The 16,642-nt window shown below is 66.1% G+C and carries 13 protein-coding genes, 1 tRNA gene and 2 pseudogenes; 6 read left to right on the plus strand and 10 right to left on the minus strand.

Features of this window, described 5'->3' with window-relative positions:
* Positions 1 to 312: 312 nt before the first annotated feature.
* A complete protein-coding gene (locus ACIPEK_RS36175; RefSeq protein ID WP_402005300.1) occupies positions 313 to 2,214 on the plus strand; it encodes an N-acetyltransferase in 1,902 nt (633 codons plus the stop codon).
* Positions 2,211 to 2,690, plus strand: coding sequence for an ASCH domain-containing protein (locus tag ACIPEK_RS36180; RefSeq protein WP_402005194.1), 480 nt, complete (start codon positions 2,211 to 2,213; stop codon positions 2,688 to 2,690). The genes ACIPEK_RS36175 and ACIPEK_RS36180 overlap by 4 nt, the downstream gene beginning before the upstream one ends.
* 228 nt (positions 2,691 to 2,918) lie before the next feature.
* Here the strand turns inward: ACIPEK_RS36180 and ACIPEK_RS36185 are convergent, their stop codons facing one another.
* The 3 genes from ACIPEK_RS36185 to ACIPEK_RS36195 all read right to left on the minus strand — a co-directional run bounded on the left by ACIPEK_RS36185 (position 2,919) and on the right by ACIPEK_RS36195 (position 4,877).
* Positions 2,919 to 3,617 carry a restriction endonuclease gene (locus ACIPEK_RS36185; protein WP_402005197.1) on the minus strand — a complete coding sequence of 233 codons (699 nt, stop codon included), beginning with the start codon at positions 3,615 to 3,617 and terminating at the stop codon, positions 2,919 to 2,921.
* Positions 3,614 to 3,931: a hypothetical protein gene (locus ACIPEK_RS36190; RefSeq protein WP_402005200.1), complete on the minus strand. Its 318-nt coding sequence runs from the start codon at positions 3,929 to 3,931 to the stop codon at positions 3,614 to 3,616. The genes ACIPEK_RS36185 and ACIPEK_RS36190 overlap by 4 nt, the downstream gene beginning before the upstream one ends.
* A gap of 730 nt (positions 3,932 to 4,661) precedes the next feature.
* On the minus strand, positions 4,662 to 4,877 hold the full coding sequence (locus tag ACIPEK_RS36195) for a DUF6243 family protein (protein WP_266360141.1): 216 nt from the start codon (positions 4,875 to 4,877) through the stop codon (positions 4,662 to 4,664).
* A gap of 458 nt (positions 4,878 to 5,335) precedes the next feature.
* On the opposite strand from ACIPEK_RS36195, the gene ACIPEK_RS36200 reads away from it, so the two are divergent.
* Both ACIPEK_RS36200 and ACIPEK_RS36205 read left to right on the plus strand, forming a co-directional pair.
* Positions 5,336 to 5,785, plus strand: coding sequence for a helix-turn-helix domain-containing protein (locus tag ACIPEK_RS36200; RefSeq protein ID WP_402005203.1), 450 nt, complete (start codon positions 5,336 to 5,338; stop codon positions 5,783 to 5,785).
* Positions 5,786 to 5,848: 63 nt separating this feature from the next.
* Positions 5,849 to 6,154, plus strand: a pseudogene (locus ACIPEK_RS36205) (PIN domain-containing protein); the annotation flags it as partial.
* A 213-nt stretch (positions 6,155 to 6,367) separates the two neighbouring features.
* On the opposite strand, the pseudogene ACIPEK_RS36210 reads toward ACIPEK_RS36205, so the two are convergent.
* The 6 genes and pseudogenes from ACIPEK_RS36210 to ACIPEK_RS36235 form a co-directional block, all read right to left on the minus strand.
* Positions 6,368 to 6,544 (minus strand): annotated as a pseudogene (locus ACIPEK_RS36210) (reverse transcriptase N-terminal domain-containing protein); the annotation flags it as partial.
* A gap of 1,253 nt (positions 6,545 to 7,797) precedes the next feature.
* The gene (locus ACIPEK_RS36215; RefSeq protein WP_402005206.1) at positions 7,798 to 8,043 is read right to left on the minus strand and encodes a DUF6193 family natural product biosynthesis protein; all 246 of its coding nucleotides are present in this window, start codon (positions 8,041 to 8,043) and stop codon (positions 7,798 to 7,800) included.
* Positions 8,044 to 8,200: 157 nt separating this feature from the next.
* Positions 8,201 to 8,584, minus strand: a complete 384-nt coding sequence (locus ACIPEK_RS36220) for a DUF6193 family natural product biosynthesis protein (RefSeq protein WP_399432417.1) — start codon at positions 8,582 to 8,584, stop codon at positions 8,201 to 8,203.
* Positions 8,574 to 12,227, minus strand: a complete 3,654-nt coding sequence (locus ACIPEK_RS36225) for an RHS repeat-associated core domain-containing protein (RefSeq protein WP_402005210.1) — start codon at positions 12,225 to 12,227, stop codon at positions 8,574 to 8,576. Before ACIPEK_RS36225 ends, ACIPEK_RS36220 begins: the two co-directional genes overlap by 11 nt.
* The gene (locus ACIPEK_RS36230; RefSeq protein ID WP_402005213.1) at positions 12,203 to 13,372 is read right to left on the minus strand and encodes a hypothetical protein; all 1,170 of its coding nucleotides are present in this window, start codon (positions 13,370 to 13,372) and stop codon (positions 12,203 to 12,205) included. Before ACIPEK_RS36230 ends, ACIPEK_RS36225 begins: the two co-directional genes overlap by 25 nt.
* A 377-nt stretch (positions 13,373 to 13,749) precedes the next feature.
* Positions 13,750 to 13,823: transfer RNA gene (locus ACIPEK_RS36235), tRNA-Gly, on the minus strand.
* Between the two features lie 467 nt (positions 13,824 to 14,290).
* Here ACIPEK_RS36235 and dcd point away from each other — a divergent pair.
* Both dcd and ACIPEK_RS36245 read left to right on the plus strand, forming a co-directional pair.
* Positions 14,291 to 14,866 carry a dCTP deaminase gene (dcd, locus tag ACIPEK_RS36240; protein WP_072487843.1) on the plus strand — a complete coding sequence of 192 codons (576 nt, stop codon included), beginning with the start codon at positions 14,291 to 14,293 and terminating at the stop codon, positions 14,864 to 14,866.
* Between the two features lie 7 nt (positions 14,867 to 14,873).
* A complete protein-coding gene (locus ACIPEK_RS36245) occupies positions 14,874 to 15,374 on the plus strand; it encodes a phosphoribosyltransferase (protein ID WP_402005216.1) in 501 nt (166 codons plus the stop codon).
* 235 nt (positions 15,375 to 15,609) lie between these two features.
* On the opposite strand, the gene ACIPEK_RS36250 is transcribed toward ACIPEK_RS36245, so the two are convergent.
* Positions 15,610 to 16,566, minus strand: a complete 957-nt coding sequence (locus tag ACIPEK_RS36250; RefSeq protein WP_402005219.1) for a Yip1 family protein — start codon at positions 16,564 to 16,566, stop codon at positions 15,610 to 15,612.
* Positions 16,567 to 16,642: the final 76 nt, after the last annotated feature.

The following is a 16,642-nucleotide window of genomic DNA, read 5'->3' on the forward strand; positions in this document are numbered from 1 at the left end:
CCACCCCCAGCCCGGCGCTCCCCCCCCCCCACCCCCGGGCCCCCCCCCACCCCCATTACACGCATATTTTTTTTTTTGCTTTTTTTTTTTTTTTGGGGGGGGGGGGGTGGGGGGCCCCCCCCCCCCCCCCACAACTGGAGGGGGAGTAGTGGTGATCAAGTTGGCTTCCGTTTCGCCTGCGCAGGACGAGTTGATCGACAAGGCGGTAGCCCTGGTGATCGCTACACCAAGACGCTGGGGCTCCTGACGCCTCCTGCCTACCGCAAAGCGGCGGAGGACGGGGGCCTTCTAACCGCCGTCGAAGGGGACGAGGTGCTCGGCTACGCGCTGTTCGGACTGCCGAAGAGGAGCGCCCGTATCCGACTTGCGCACCTGTGTGTAGCGGAGGAACAGCGCGGCCGGGGAATCGCCCGGAAGCTGGTGGAAGGCATCAGGGAGAGGTATCCGCAACGGCTGGGGATCAAGGCCAAGTGCCGGCGGGACTACAACCTGAGTGGGATGTGGCGGAGTCTGGGCCTCGTCCCGGATGGCGAGGTCCGAGGACGTGGCCGTGACGGCGAGGTCCTGGACGGTTGGTGGCTGGACCTCGGCCATCCGGACCTGTTCACGGAGATGGAGAGCGACGCGCTTCTGGTGGTGACGGTTGACCATGGCGTGTTCGCTGATCTGCGTGGTCTTACCGACTCAGCCGGTGCGGAGGAGTCCCGCGCATTGGAAGCCGGCTGGATGGCGGACCTCGTGGAGCTTGCCTACACGCCCCAGCTGGTCCACCAGATCAGGGACCTCACGAACACGGCAGAGCGTCAACACCAGCAGGCTGCCCTGACCGGCCTGCGCAAGCTTTCCCCTGTGCCGGGCGACGTGGACAGGCGAAGCCGTGAGCTGCTCCAAGCCGCTACTCGGACGATCCCCGAACTGACCGTTGACGCTGAGCTCAGGCTCCGCTTGCGGTATGTGGCCGAGACCTCCTGCGCCGGTCTACAAGTCCTGGCCACTCGTGATTCGCTGTTGTCCCGCCTGACCGACGTGGCCTGGGAGGTCGCCCGCGTCCACGTTGTCTCGCCTTCCACCGTGACGCTGCACGTAGACGAGCTGCGGCAGGCCCAGGTGTACCGCCCGGCCGATCTGATGGGGACAGAGTTCCGGTCCGGCGAGGTGGCACCGGGCGCAGAGGAGGAACTGGTCGCCTTCTTCCACCAGTCAGGTGGCGACGACGGCTCCGCATTTGCCGAGCGCCTGCGGGCGTTGAACAAGGGCGTGGTCGCCTGGCGTCGCGAGCTGCTCCGGGATGGTCAGGGACGCCCGGTCGCGCTCTACGCATGGGCGTTGGATGGGCGAACCTTGGTCGTCCCCGTACTCCGCACGGCCGGCCATCCGCTGGAAGAGACACTGGCCCGGCAGCTCCTCTTCCTGCTTAAGCGTCTCGGCCGGGACCGCGGTGCTGAGGTCATCCGCATCAGTGATCCGTATCCATCCGAAGCGGCCCGGTCCGCAGCTGGAGAAGACGGGTTCTTCGAACACGGTGGCGGACTCGTCGCCCTCCTCGTGAGCGTTTGTGGGACGGCCGCTGAGGTAGGGGCAGTGGCCGGCGACCTCGCTCGCGAACTAATCGTGGATACCACCACGCTCCAGGCCGGCATGCCCGCAGAAGTGGCCTCGGTGGTGGAGCGGGCGTGGTGGCCGGCGAAGGTGATCGACTCCGAGCTGCCGTCCTTCCTGGTGCCCATCAAGCCGCGTGGGTCGACAGAGCTCTTCAACGTCCCTGCCATGCTCATTCCGCGGAGTGAAACCCTCGGCATCAGCAGAGAGCACGTGTACTACCGCTCTTCGGGTCGCCGCGGGGAGAGCGTCCCTGCTCGGCTGCTCTGGTACGTCAGCGAGGGCCGTTCTCCCGGCGAGGGCCAGATGGTGGTGGGCAGTTCGCGACTTGACGAGGTGCTTATCGACACACCCGACACCCTCTTCTCGAAATTCGAACACCTGGGCGTATATGGTCGGGCTGAGGTCCAAGAGGCCACTGACGCCTCCGGCCGTGCCATGGCGCTGCGGTTCTCGGATACCGAGATCTTCCCGAAGCCGGTGACGCTGCGACGATTGACCTCGCTGGCCAGGGAGCGAGGGATACCGTGGTCGCCGGGCTCACTGATCTCGTTGTCCAAGATCAGCAACGAGCTGTTCCAGGCTGTTTACCAAGAGGGAAACCAAACGACGTGAACGATCCGGAACGCGCGATGCTGCTGTCCGTCCACCCGCGCTTCGCCAACGCGATTCTGGCCGGCAGCAAGACGGTGGAGGTCCGCCGCCAACGCGTCGCCGCGCCCCCCGGAACGCCAGTCCTGCTCTACGCGACCGCGCCCACCATGGCCCTGGTGGGCATGGCGCGTATCGCCTCGATCCATGTGGCCTCGCCCAAGGAGGTCTGGTCGGCGCATCGTACTCAGACAGGAATCACTCGGCACGAGTACGACGCCTACATGGACGGGGCCGTCCAGGCGAGCGGGCTGACCTTGGAGGACCCCATGTCCTTCGACGAGCCGGTGTCGCTCAGCGCGCTGCGTGCGGCGGGAACTTTCCATCCGCCGCAGAGCTACCGCTATCTGAGCAGCGCTGACCTATTCCAGGTATCAGAAGCCGGCCCGGCCGTGGGTAGCGCGCTTCGCCGAGTACTGCCAGATGCGGTTCACGCCTAGCAGGCCGGGGCTCCGAGCCGATTGATCGGAGGAGCCCCTTCGCTGCTCTTTAGCCGCCGAACACTGCTTGATATGCCGTCTGCCCGTGCTGCACCAGCAGCGTGAGGCCAGCTGGCGTAGTCGTGATTACGCCCAGGACCTCCTGCGCGCGCAGATACGCAGCCCTGGTCCGCCCACGCTCCGGGTGCTCGTCGGAGGTAGCCACCTCCAGCACCTCGGCGTCCTGGATCAGGAGAGCGAGGTGGGCTTGCGGGGAGGCGGTACAGACCGGAGTAGCTCCCACAGAGGGCGCGAACCGCTGGCCCACTGGGCGAGGAGTTGGCGGTCGACGAGGTGGAGGCTCTGGGACTCGGCGAATTCGAGGGCAGGCTTGGAGAAGCGGCTGTTGGTGAGCATGACCAAAACGTCGCCGCCGTGTACTTGGCGGCCTGTGCCGTTGAGGACGAAAAGATCGGGCGAGCCGACTGCTGATCCCCGCACGCCGTCTTTGCGATGCTTGCACTGGATCACCCAGCGGCGGCCGTGGGGATCGGTGGCCTTTACGTCTGCTCCCTGGTCGCCGCCCCGGCCAACTTGCTGCGCGTCCCGGCAGCCGTCTCGGTACATCAAGTCTCGTACGGCGTATTCGAACTGGGTGTAGTGCAGGCCATCCAAGTGCTCTGCCGAGTATCGGAGCCCCTGCGCTCGGATGGCATCCCGGCGGGCCTCCTTCCTCTGCAGGTACACACCGACGGCGCCCATACCCGCTGCCGCGATGGCCGGAAGCGCGAAGACCCACGGGTGTTCGGCCACCCAGGACGCCACCGACGCGATGAGGCTGGACGCCACCGCACCGACCAGGCCGATCATCAACAGAAACTGAAGATCGGATCCCTTCTGCTTACGGGGTCGACTGCTCCGGCGACGCCGGACCGGACGCCGGCTCATCGTCCACTCCTCGGGCTGGGAAAGACGATCGGATACGAGACAGTTGGCGTTGGCCGCGCGGCAGGCTTGTCCCACTCGGGCCGCTTGATCGGGTAGACCACCGGCGACTGCTGCTGTTGCTGTGGTTGCTGCCGCGGTAACCGGAACTGCGTCGGTTGCGTATCGGCGCCTGTGATGACGGTGTTGCCGTTGCCAAGGATGAACACCCCGGCCACGACCGCTCCCAGGAGGGCAGTCTCCCGGCGGGCGCCGGCTGGGAGACGGGTATGCCTCCTCACCACGGTTCCGTCCGACTTCACGTACTGCTCGATCACGGGCACGGCCGTGTCCCCCATCCAGTTGAGTCATGCCTCCCTGCACAACGGCCCCATGAAAACACTCACCACTGACAACACGTCACGCCATAATTGCCGTGCGTGATCATTTCGCGCCATTGTCGGGCCGCCCGGGCGGTAGGTCTACAGGTGGGCCCGACCTGTCCTTGGCGGATGCGAACTTGTCGCCCCACACTCGCGTGTGGCGCGGATCACCTGGGGTGCGTCTCGTGGTGCGGGGTGGGCGTGCGACGGGTCGACCCATGTAGTGCGGCGCGTGCCCTCTGGGCTGCGTATTTGCGCAAGATGGGGCACGCGGAGGGCACGCCGTCCGGCAAGAGGTCTAGACAGCAAAGAAGCCCCGGGCCGCTGGCCTGGGGCTTTCATGTGGAGCGGGTGACGAGAATCGAACTCGCGCTCTGAGCTTGGGAATCACCCGGTACCGCGTAGGCTTACCCACCTCTGAGCTGGGGAAACGCGCCCCTGGGGGCGTGCCGCAGCGGCTTCGTTCGGGCCTCTGCTGACCGCTGTTCACCGCCCTGACTGGCACGTAGTGGCACGCCCACCCCCGGGTGGTCGGCTGGACGCGGGTGGTGGGCCGAGAGCTGAGCGGGACTGGCCGCGCCCGGTACGGCCGCAGAGCCCCGGTACGGCAGGCAGCAGGGGCCCGGACCGTGCGTCGCGGTCCGGGCCCCTGCCTCGTGCGGTGCCGCCCTGCGGCGGCGGTGCGTCAGCTCTGTGAGGTGTCGTCGCCCGTCTGCCCTGCGCCCTCGGCTGCGCCTGCCTTCTCGCGCATCTTGCGCACCAGCTCCGCCTTCCGGTCGGCGGCACCCTTGCGGTCGAGGTTGCGGTGCGGACCATTATTCTGCCGTTCGGCGCGGGACAGCCTCTTGCGCTGGCCGCCGCCCATACCCACGGGGTTGTTGATGTTCTTGCTCACGGTCATGGGTTCTCCCGGATTGATGTGAAGTGATTTACGGATTTATCGGTGGGGGGCGGGCACGGCGACGTCGAGGGACGTCAGCAGGGGCCCATCACACTCGCACTCGTAAATCGGCGTCTGGAAGAACATGACAAAGACGTTACCCCGTTCCGTCGGCCCCGCACGCCAAGCCTTTCGCCGCCCCGGCGCCGGCCGGGGCCAGCCGTTTCCTTCCGAGAATCTCAGCACCGCCAGCACCCGCCGGTGGTCGCCGAGCGCCCGGGGCAGTCAGCTTTGCCTGTGCTGCTCACGTATCCGTTCGGAGGGCCTCCACGGGTCGATGGCCCGCAGATCGGTGAGCAGGGCAAGTCGCTCCGGCGGGACGCGGCAGATCCCGTCTCCATTGGGATTGCCCGCGCCGAACCCCCGGTTACAGTTATTTCAGATGAATCGTTCGGTGGGGTCAGTGATTGGAGGCGACCATGGCTCGTTCCAGCGTTCTTGCCCGTGCCGAGAAGGTGGAGCCGGATCCCTCGCACCAGGGCGCGCTCGCGGCGACTGCTCGGATGGCGCCGGAGGCGGTCGAGGTGTTGGTGCGCACCCGGGATGGCAGCGAACTCGTGCTGCCTGGGGAACTGGTCCGCCTGCTTCTGACCTCGGCCGGTGAGCTTGCCCGTGGGCATGCGGTGACGGTCTTGGCGTCCGAGGTGCAGCTGTCGCCCGCTGAGACCGCTGAGCTTCTGGGTCTGTCTCGGCCGTTCGTCGCACGCTTGCTTGATGCCGGCGACATCCCCTCGACGAACCTGCCGGGCAGCAGCCACCGGGTGGTCCGCCTTGCGGACGTGCTGGCGTTCCAGCGGCAGCGTGAGCGCCGCAGAGAGGGGCGGCGCCAGATCGCAGATGTCTTGGAGGGTGTCGATCTGCCCTATTGATCCGGGCGTTACGGGTAGCCGTCGAAGTGAAGGAAGAGGGGGAGCGTGGCAGCGCGGGTCTTTGTGGACACCAACGTCCTGTTTCCGTTCTCGGTCATGGACGTGATGCTGGCCCTCACCGAGGACGCTATCCACGAGATCGGGTGGTCCGAACGGCTGCTCGCGGAGTGGGAGCGGGTCATCGTCCGGGAGGGAAAGCGTTCGGCGAAGTCGGCTGCCGCAGTTGCCCAAGCCGTCCGGCGTTTCTTCCCCGACTGCGAGATCGAGGCGGCGGTATACGGGCCCCTCGTGGATGAAATGCCGGGTGATGACCCCGACGACCGGCATCACTCGGCGGCAGCGGTGGCGGCCGGTGCCGACGCGCTGATCACGTGGAACCTTGCCGACTTACCTGCCGGTGATTTGGCCGAGCGTGGAGTGCGAGTGATCGACCCGGATTCGTACCTGTGCGGGCTGTACAGGGAGTTGCCGCACGAGGTGGTGGAGACGGTGGTCAGACTTGTCGGAGAGAAGCGGAACCCGCCAGTCAGCCTCGCTGATGCAGTCGCCGGACTCGCAAAGGCCGGCTTACCCGGCTTCGCTGGTCGCGAGCGTGTTGGCGCGGGAGCGGAGCATCAGCTTCTGCAGATTCCTGACCTTGGCCAAGTCTCCTGCCTGCGATGCCGTGAAGATGCGCTGCCGCAGACGCCGTACGTCGTCCTCGACCCGGCGCCAGTCGATCGATGCCCAGTCGGTGGTCCCGTCCTCCGGTCCGTTCACCGAGTCGGCCCGGACACGTCGGGGTCGGACGGCGCCGTCCCCGTCGCGCGTGTCGTCATGGTGTCCAACTTGTCCTTCGGTTCCGGTGTCATCGGCAGTCGAGCTTCACAGGCTCACCAGATCCACGTCAGCACCCTTTCAGGTCGGGGCACAGGCCCCTATCCGGCCAGTTATACGGAAACCACCGACGGAGTTGTCGGCGATACGGTATCCGTTTTCCTGCTTCCTTTCGGCCACCGGAATTGGCTTGTTGGATCCTCCTGCGCCCGCTGAGGTATTGGGCCTTCCTTGCGGTCGGCTTACCAAGCAATCACTGCCTGGACCTCATCGGGGTTGTCGCGTTCCGCATGAGTGAGATACGACCGGGTTGGGTGTCCTCTGAACCCCGGGGACGGTGGTGTGCTCCCGACCGGCGAGCACTGTCCGGTCGGCGCCTGCCGCTTTCCAGCGGCCAGTCCCTATCACCCGCTGGCGCTACCCATCTGCGGGAGTTTGCATGACGAGGCATCATCGAGGATTCATTTGCATTCACCCTTCCGCTCTTCCCCAGCCTGTAATTCCCGGATGGAACGGGAATCCTTGGGCCTCGACCTCAGGATTCGCACCCCGCAGTTGCCCGCGACGCACGCTGAGGCGGGGACAGGCCGTGCACACTGGCCTGGGTCCTACACCTTCGACATCAGTCGAACCTCCTCGGTGACTTCCGCTCAACTCAAGCGACCTCGCGTCGCAAGTGCTCGATGGCAACAGTGCGTGGCCCCTCTGCGGCCCCGGCACCAGACTGACCTACGGGCTCAACGTCCCAACGAGCTACCGGCATCGGCGGGCAGGCGCCGCAGCCATGTTTTCACGCCGGCAAGGCGCACCCGAAGGGAACAGGGGGACTGACCTGGTAATACGCCGCTCTGAGGGCTCGCCTGGTGTGGTCTCGCAGTGCCGTTGTTCACCGCTGTTGTCTGTTCGGCTGGGCACGGATGGGGCACGAGCGGCGAGGATGAAGCGGATGTCCCCCGCGGTGCGCACCGATGGCCGTCGCTGTTGTGGCCTTGGCGACCCAGCGAGTTGAAGCGATACCGCCGTCAGCTGGTGGTGACCGAGGTCCAGTGGGACCGGTTGATGCGCGGAATGCTGGCGCGAGTATCGGCGGTGACCGTCCGTCAGCCCTGCACCAAAAGTGATCCAGAACCAGGATTCAAGCGACGCCGAGAGCGAGAGTGGCTGACCTCCACGAGGGTTGTGGTGAGGCGCTGCGATCACACGTCGTCCGGGGAGCCGTCGACCGCCGGGCCGCAGCCGTCGGGAAGATTGGCGGCGATCAACTCATAGGTCTCTTCGACGGTGTCGACCTCGCCGAGGAGAGTGTCATCAGACTCTCGACGGACTCGGTAACCACCTTTGACCAGGGGATAGGCCGTACCGACGTCCCGGGTCCACGGCCATTGGGTGCACCGGCCCAGGTACAGAACGCCGTGGCCGACCATGGGGTAGAGCTGCCGCAACGGCGGGTGGCGTAAGCAGTTTAGGGAACGGCCAGATCGATGCGATCAGGGCCGTAAGCCAGCACAGCAGACCACTCCGCAGCCACAATCTCAGCGCCGTTCCGGGTTTCCTCATTGCTCGTCATGAACTGCCCATATTGACGTACGGAGGCTGGGCTCACAGGTCGTCAGCCGTGCCTTCGGTTGCAGGCCCCCAGTCTTCGGGCAGGGTCGCGGCAAGTAGCGCGACTGCCTCCGATGCTGTGTCCGCCACGCCTACTTCGCGAAGGCCGGACTCACCCGTCTCCCACATGCGAATGACGGAGTAGCGCCCGTCGCGCCGCCTGAAGAGGGAAGGGACGTCCCGGGACCACGGGTACCGCGTGCAGCGGCTGAACTGAAGAGATCCGTGACTGATGAGCGGGAAGAGTGAACGCAATTTTTGATTCGCATAAGCCGCTTGCGAAAGGGTCGGATCGATCACACCTGATGGTTCCGACAGTACGCTTCGCCACTCCCTGACAACTGATTCGGGGACGCTGGCATCAGTCTCAGCCGCCATTTGCTTGCTCTCTCTTGAGTCGGAGGTACTCGGGATTCAATTCCATGATGTCTGGTTTATCGATGTGGATTCGCTCATTTTCCGAGTACCAGGATATTTCTTCCCATGGGCGCCCGTCCGGGGTGGCGTAACCATCGGCCACATCGGTTTCGTAGGCTCGAACCGCACGGGCCACCACACTCATCTCCCATGCCGTGCCGTTACCTGCGTCGGGCCATCGGTCTCTGTTCCCCAGGCCGAAATTATCACCACGCTCTACGGCTACTCTGAATGCTTCGATAATGGTTTCCGGTGTATTCCAATTTCCGGAATCTCCGGCCCGATTAGGCATTCCGTCCAGGGTTATAGAAAGTGTCGTCTCGCGGTCATTCACGGCGGAGGCGACGTTGGTCATCCATACGGGACCGCCGGGCTCTTCGTCACCGTAGTTGCTGTCATTGTATGTGTGGGCCCCGGGATCTCCATTATCGCGCAGGTACGCGGCGAGGTTGTTGGAATGCCCACCAGGACGGTTGACCCCCAGCACCACACTGTGGCGGTCCTCCCCGCCACGATGCGGGCACTGCGCCAGTCCTAGCGGGTCGATCCACCGTGTGGGGTTGTCGACGTAGGTGACCGCGTTCGGGGCCGGGATCAGGCCGAGCGGGTCAGGGGAGAGGTAGCGGCCTGATTCGGGGTCGTAGTGGCGGTGGCGGTTGTAGTGGAGGCCCGATTCCGGGTCGAAGTACTGTCCCGGGAAGCGCAGCGGGGTGTAGGCGTCGGCGCGGCGGTTCCACGAGGTGGCTCCCCACAGGGTGGCGCGGGTGTGCCATGCCACCTCGCCCTGTTCGTCGACGAGTTCGCGGGGTGTACCGACGAGATCGGTGGTGATCGCGAAGAAGCGGCGGTCGACCTCCGCCCGGTGAAGGAGCCGGCGTTCCACCTGGGTGACCGGCTTCACCCCGTCGTGGTCCCAGGTGAGGGCGACGGAGTCCGGGGATCCCGCGAGGGAGGTGGTCTGTTCGCAGAGGGTGTCGCCGTCCCAGGTGAAGGTCACCTCTTCGGCGACCGACGCCCCGTCCGGCGACAGGCGCTGTTTCGTCGTGCGGCGGCCGAGGGCGTCGTAGTGGTAGCGCCAGCGGGTCCCGTCCGGTGTGGTGACGGAGACCAGGCGGTCCTCGGCGTCCCAGTCGTAGTGCCAGGTGTCGGGCTTGCGGGAGAGGCGGGCCTTCTGGCGCAGGACCACGCGCCCCTGCGCGTCGTGTTCGTAACGGACGTGCCCCGCACGGGTGATGCGGGTGCCGGTGTACTCGCGCGGTCCGGTGGCGTCGTCCGTGCCGGGCCAGGTCGCGGTGGTCTGGTTTCCGGACTCGTCGTACGCGTAGCGTTCCGACCAGTTGTCCGCGGTGACGCCCGTGACCCGGCCCGCCCGGGTCACCTCCAGCTGTTTGTGTCCGCTGGTCAGTTCGTCGACCGAGGTGAGGTGGCCGTCGGCGCGGTAAGTGTACGAGCGGCGCTGGAGGGTCCGGTCGCCGGGTGCGCGGACGTGCTGGTCGGTCAGGCGGCCTACCGGGTTGTAGGTGTGCTCGACGGTCAGTGCGTTGCCGATCCGGCGGGTTGTCTCGCGGCCGGTTTCGTCGAAGGCGAAGACGACCTGATGGCCTGAGGCGTTCAGCTCGGCCTGCAGGCCGGCTGGGAATGACCATGTGCTGACCGCCCCGGACGGGGTGACACGGCGGACGCGCCGTCCGGTCTCGTCGTATGTGTTGGTCAGTTCGCGACCGTCGCAGATCTCGCTCAGGACCCTGCCCGAGTTGTCACGTACGTACGACAGTTCGGTGTCGGGTCCCGTCGCTGAGGCGAGCCGGCCGTGGATGTCGTAGGTGAAATGGGTGACCGCGCCGTCGGCGTCCTTGGCGGTGACGCGGCCTGTCAGGTCGCGCTCGTAGCGGACGGTCTGTCCGAGGCCGTTGGTGCGGGAGACGAGTTGGCCGCAGGAGTCGTGAACATAGCTGAGTGTGCGGCCGTCGTAGTCGGTCTCCGCGCTGGTGTGGCCGGCTGGGTCGTAGGTGTAGTCCCAGGTCAGGCCCTGTGGGTTGGTGACACGGGTCAGACGCAGCTCGGTGTCGTGGGTGAACTCCTGGCGTGCTCCGTCCGGTGTGGTGCGGGCGGAGACCAGGTCGAAGTGGGTGTGCTCGTAGCGGGTCTCGCCGCCCGCCGCGTCGGTGTGGACGAGGCAGTTGCCCTCGCCGTCGTATGTCCAGGACTGCTGCGAGCCGTCGGGATCCGTCCGCCGGGCGAGCTTGCCCTCGACGGTCCATTCCAGTGCGGTCGTGCGGCCCTGTGGGTCGGTGATCCGTACCGCACGCCCGAACGCGTCACGGGTGTAGCGGGTGACCGTGCCGAGCCGACCGCGGACCGCCAGCGGCAGGCCGGCCATGTCGCAGTGCAGCCGGTCCAGTGCGCCGAGGGAGTCGTCGACTCCGGTGAGCTGACCGTTTGGGCCATGAGTGAGACGGGTCGTCGTGCCGTTCGGCCGGGTGAAGAGCGTCGGGTTGCCCTGGTCGTCGTACTCCTGCCGCGACGTTGCACCGTCGGGTCCGGTGACTGCGGCGAGCTGGTTCAGCTCGTTGTACTCGATCTCGGCGGAGCTGCCGTCAGGGTGTTCGACCCGTGCCGGGTTTCCGCGTTCGTCGTAGGTGTAGGTGGTAGTGCGGCCGAGCGGATCGGTCCGGGAGAGTAGCCGGTCGTAGCGGTCGAAACTGTGGCGGGTGACGCCGCCCAGCGCATCGGTCTCAGCGACCGCCTGGAGACGGGAGTTGAAGTAGTGCACCTTGGTCGCACCGAGGGAGTTCGTGTACCGGGTGGCGCGGTCGTCAGTCTCCGGGTGAGTGTCGTACGCGAACGTGGAGGAGAGATAGCCGTCTGGGCCGATCGTGCTGACCACCCGGCCCGCGTCGTCGTACACATAGCGGAACGTGGAGTCGTTGCGGTCGGTCCAGGACGTGATCCGAGCATCCACGTCGTACGTGAAACGAAGGGGAATTCCTGAGGAGTTGACGACTCCGTCAAGGTTGCCCAGAGGGTCGTAGTCGTAGCGCATGATGGTGATCGGTCCGTCAGGCGTACGCAGGGACATCTCCCGAACCCGGGCGTCCTGGACGGCCAGATCGATCCGGTAGCCGCCGGAGTGAGTGACCGTTGTCGGGCTGCCGTCACCAGCGCGTGAGAAGGAGATCCGGTTGAGGTTGCGGTCCTCGACCTCCCCAAGCCAGTAGGCCGGCGACGCGTTGTACGGACTGCCTCGGAACGAGCGCGCCAGACCTGTGTACGGATCGGTGATGAGATAGGTGGTCTCTCCGTTGTCGTGTCCGCCGTGCACCAGAGGAAGCCGGGCACCTTCAAGGGGCAGGACACCGTCGTCGTCCCCGGGTAGCGGCAGTCGCGGATAGACGAGGAGCGAACCGTCGTCCCGTGACCACACCGCACCCGCGCCGAGCGGGTCGAGCTCGATCCGTTCGTCCAGCGTGGAGGCCCAGCTGCGGCCGAACCACTGGCCGTAGCGGTAGTCGGAGAGATGTGTCCGGCGCAGGACGAGCGGAAGGACTCCGGGCAGGGCCACATCCGTCTGCGGCAGGGTCATCTCGCCGGTGGCGACGTCCACCGGGTCGTTCTCGCAGGTCTTCTTGTCCAGTGAGATGCTGTTGCGGCGCGGCTCGTCCCGGCACTCTTCAGCGCGTCCGCCTTGGTGTGAGCGGACTCCCGGCGTGCCTTGGCAGGGGGCGGGACGGTCTCTCCGTCGTCCCGGCGTACCTTGTTGAGCCTGTCCTTGATATCCAGATCGATCTTCTTCTGGGCCTCGGATATCTCCCTGACCGCTTTCGGTAGCCCCTCGCCGAGGTGGTCGCCCACCGCCTTGTTGGCCTTGCCGAGAGCTTTCATCGCCTTGTCGATCACGGGGTCAAGGGCGTTGGCGATGTCGTCCTTGCCCCGGGTCCGTCCATGATGCGTCCCGGCCTTGGCCAGCCTGCCCGCGGTTTTGCCGTGAACGTCGACGCTGACCAGACTCAGGTTGGTGCCGGCTCGCTCGTGCTCCGAGTGCTCGATGTGCACACCCTTGCCGGGCGCGGCCCCGGGACCACCGGCTGAAGCGAGGTGGAACGAGTCCTTGGCCCCCGCGACACCTTCGTTGAAGCCCTCCTTGCCCGACTGGCCCACCTGGCTCATGTCGACGCCGTCCTGCAGACCGAGCATGGTGGCGCCGACCTGTACCGCCAGATCCGCGGCCATGCCCTCCAGCGCGGCGACGGCCGGTTCGGTCAGAGCGGAGACGATATAGCTGACGACCTCTTCCAGGCACTCCTTGATGATCCGGCGGATGGCCTGCTGGGCCACCGCGATCGCTCCCCCGCCGATGAGCATGGACAGGCCGCCGGTCACCGGTATCAGGGCCATGGAGATGCCCGCCTTACCGGCCAGCACCCCCAGATGGACGAGAGCCGCATACTTCATGGCTTCGATCGCCGTTGCCGCGTTGTCCAGGGCACCCGCGATCGTGCGAGCGCCGTCGGCCAGATCCTTCACATGCTTGTTCTTGACCTTGCCCCAGTGGCCGCCGAGCGCGTCGAGAGCTTCGCCGTAGCCAGACGACAGCAAACGTTGTACATGCTGATTGGCGAGGTAGCCGTCATCCTCCACATCCTCTGCGAACTCCCGGAGGGCGTCAGCCATGTCCCGATACGCGTCTTCATCGACGTTCGGCCAATTGACACCAATGACGTCAAGTAAGGTGTCGGCCCAGTCGGGCACAGTTACAGCCACGGCACGAAATCCCCCCGGACAAACTCGCGTTCACTGAATGCGCATGCGAACACGATCTCACTCTTCGGCCGCCTTACCAAGACCTTTCGGGACTGATGGGCCTGCCGACGGGTGCTGCGGCGGGAAGGAGCTGACGTCTTGTCGCCAGGTTTACGCCCGCGAGGCAGGGGTGACGAGGTGTGACCGCCGCGACTCCGGCGAGCGACCAGGAGGTCGCCTGCTGATCGAGGCCGCTGCCGAGTCTGCTGTTGCTCCCCGCCTGAGCGAAGACTAGCGAGGAGCCCTCCGGTGCAGAGCTGGTGCGGGACGCTTGAACTGGTCCAGACAACAAAGAAGCCCCCGGCCGCTGGCCTGGGGCTTTTTCATGGAGCGGGTGACGAGAATCGAACTCGCGCTCTGAGCTTGGGAAGCTCATGTTCTACCATTAAACTACACCCGCGAAGCGAGCCGTTTGATCGGCTCCACATGGTTCCATACTGTACCCCATGCCAGGTCCCCGGCGTTTGAGCCGTGGGGCCTTTTCGTTGCCAGGGAGGGTGGATGCGGGTGCCGTGGGCGGGAGTTGGGGGCGTAGCGTGGGTGGTCGGAGTGCCGCCTGGAGTGGCGTCCCGTTCATCCCCTAATGTGGCTTTCTCGTCCAAGGCTTGTTGGGGAAGGGACTTGATGGACTCCATGGAGCGCACCGTCGTCCGCTGTGCCGAAGGGCACGTTTTCGCTACCGCTTCGTTCCCGATGCAGCAGCTCGGGTCCGGGCGGATCGGTCCCGGGCGGCTCATTCGCTGTCCTCGTTGTGCGCGGCTTCGGCATGCCGTGCCTGTGGTGTTCGAGGAGCGCTAGGAGTGGTCACAGGCGCGCGGGGCGGTCCCGGATTGGGGCGGGCCCGCGCGTTCTGCGTATCCTCGGGGCGTGCTTCTCTCAGATAAGGACATCCGGGCCGAGATCGACGCCGGACGTGTACGCATTGATCCATTCGACGCGTCGATGGTGCAGCCCTCGAGCATCGATGTGCGGCTCGACCGCTACTTCCGGGTGTTCGAGAACCACCGCTATCCACATATTGATCCAGCCGTCGAGCAGGCCGATCTGACGCGCATGGTCGAGCCGGACGGGGACGAGGCGTTCATCCTGCACCCCGGTGAATTCGTGCTCGCTTCGACGTACGAGGTCATCTCGCTGCCCGACGATCTCGCGTCGCGGCTGGAGGGCAAGAGTTCGCTGGGGCGGCTCGGTCTTGTGACGCATTCGACCGCCGGATTCATCGACCCCGGATTCTCCGGGCACGTGACCCTGGAGCTGTCGAATCTCGCCACGTTGCCGATCAAACTGTGGCCGGGGATGAAGATCGGGCAGCTCTGTATGTTCCGGCTGAGTTCGCCTTCGGAGTTCCCGTACGGCTCCGAGCGGTACGGATCGCGGTATCAGGGCCAGCGCGGGCCGACCGCGTCGCGGTCGTTCATGAATTTCCACCGGACCCAGGTGTGATGCCGGGATGAACGCTGATGTGCGGGAGAACCTGACGTACGAGGGGTTCGGTCATGCCGTGCGTGAGCTGGCGCAGACCGTGGCCGACGACGGATTCGAGCCCGATGTCGTGCTGAGCATCGCGCGGGGCGGGGTATTCGTCGCGGGTGGGCTCGCTTATGCCCTGGACTGCAAGAACATTCATCTGGTGAATGTGGAGTTCTATACCGGGGTGGGTACCACCCTGGAAATGCCGGTCATGCTGGCGCCCGTTCCGAATGTGATCGACTTCTCGGACAAGAAGGTTCTGATCGCCGACGACGTCGCCGATACCGGGAAGACGCTGAAGCTGGTGCGCGATTTTTGTATCGATCACGTTGCCGAGGTGCGCAGTGCGGTCATCTACGAGAAGCCGCATTCGCTCGTGAAGTGCGAGTACGTGTGGAAGAAGACCGATCGCTGGATCAACTTCCCGTGGAGCGTGGACAAGCCCGTCGTGCCGCGTAGCGGGCAGGTTCTCGACGCGTAGAGCCGGCGGCCTGCGGCCGGTGGTTGGTCGTGCGGCGTCGGCCACGCCGCCATGGCGTGGAATCCGATGCCGATGGGTGAGCCCTGCTCCGGGTGGGACGACTGCCTGTACATGACCGCCGAGTGGACACGTGGCCGAGATGCGCGGCACGGTCATCCGCGAGCAGTCGCACCCGCACGAGGAAGAGCCCCCGACGCGGTGTGTCGGGGGCTCTTCCTCAGATGGTCGGATGCCGTCAGATCGTGCCCAGCTTGATGATCGACAGCAGCGCGATCAGCTGGATCGCGGATGCGCCCAGCGCCTTCGGCCACGGCAGGTCGTGCGACTTGCTCACCATCGAGGTGAAGAGCGCGGCCGAGGCCAGCCAGGTGATCCAGCCGAGGACCTGGACCAGGGAGTTCTCGCCGCCGAGGAAGACCGCGAATATCAGGCGGGGGGCGTCCGTGATCGACATGATCAGCATGGAGAGGCCCACGGTCGGCTGCCAGGAGCCGTCGCCGCCGAGCTGGCGGGCGAGCGTGTGCGTGACCGCACCCAGGACCAGGCCGCCGATGACGAAGCCGATGCCCGTGATGACGACGTAGGGGACCGCTGTGGAGATCGTCGCGTGGATCGCGTCGTCCCGGGCCTGGTCGAAGCCGAAGAGGGCGAGCAGGCCGTAAAGGAACGTGACGACGAGCGCCGGGCCCCAGACCGGGTAGTCGCGCATCTGCCAGAACGTCGGTCCCGGGCGCAGCACGATGCCGGTGAGCAGGTCCTTCCACGGCAGCCGCGGGCCCGCGGGCTGGGCGGGGGCCTGGCCGGCGCGGTAGGTGTTGCCGTCGCCGTAGGGGTCCTCGCCGATGCTGAACGCCTGGGTATGGCCGGGGGAGTTGGCGTACGGGTCGCCGTGCTGGGGGGACCCGTGGGGGTGGTGGGGCTGCTGGTACGGGTCGCCGAAATACTCCGGCTCGCCGTGGCCGCCACTGTTGTAGCCGTTGCCGTAGCCGCCGTTGTGCTCGCCGGGCCCGTTGTTTCCACCGTGCCCGCCGTTGTTGTACGGGGGCGGGGCGCCGTTGCCTCCCGTCGGCGGCCATGGCTGCCGGGCGTACGGCGGTGGTGCCTGTGTGCCGTACGGCTGCTGCCGCGGTTGCTGTTGCGCTTGCTGCGGGGTGCGGTTGTCCCGGCCGCGTCCGATCCTGAATCCAGCCACGTCATCGAACGTACCTGGTCTGCGCGGGTGCGGTGAGAGGGCCTGGGGAACCTGCCCGCCATTGCGGCCGAGCTGT

It is taken from the genome of Streptomyces sp. NPDC088246 (assembly GCF_044741025.1).
Lineage (GTDB): Bacteria > Actinomycetota > Actinomycetes > Streptomycetales > Streptomycetaceae > Streptomyces.

Coding starts and splice junctions, on each gene's coding strand:
- ACIPEK_RS36185 (WP_402005197.1), bottom strand. CDS start 3,617: ATGAGCCGGCGTCCGGTCCGGCGTCGCCGGAGCAGTCGACCCCGTAAG.
- ACIPEK_RS36195 (WP_266360141.1), bottom strand. CDS start 4,877: ATGACCGTGAGCAAGAACATCAACAACCCCGTGGGTATGGGCGGCGGC.
- ACIPEK_RS36200 (WP_402005203.1), top strand. CDS start 5,336: ATGGCTCGTTCCAGCGTTCTTGCCCGTGCCGAGAAGGTGGAGCCGGAT.
- ACIPEK_RS36220 (WP_399432417.1), bottom strand. CDS start 8,584: ATGGCGGCTGAGACTGATGCCAGCGTCCCCGAATCAGTTGTCAGGGAG.
- ACIPEK_RS36245 (WP_402005216.1), top strand. CDS start 14,874: ATGAACGCTGATGTGCGGGAGAACCTGACGTACGAGGGGTTCGGTCAT.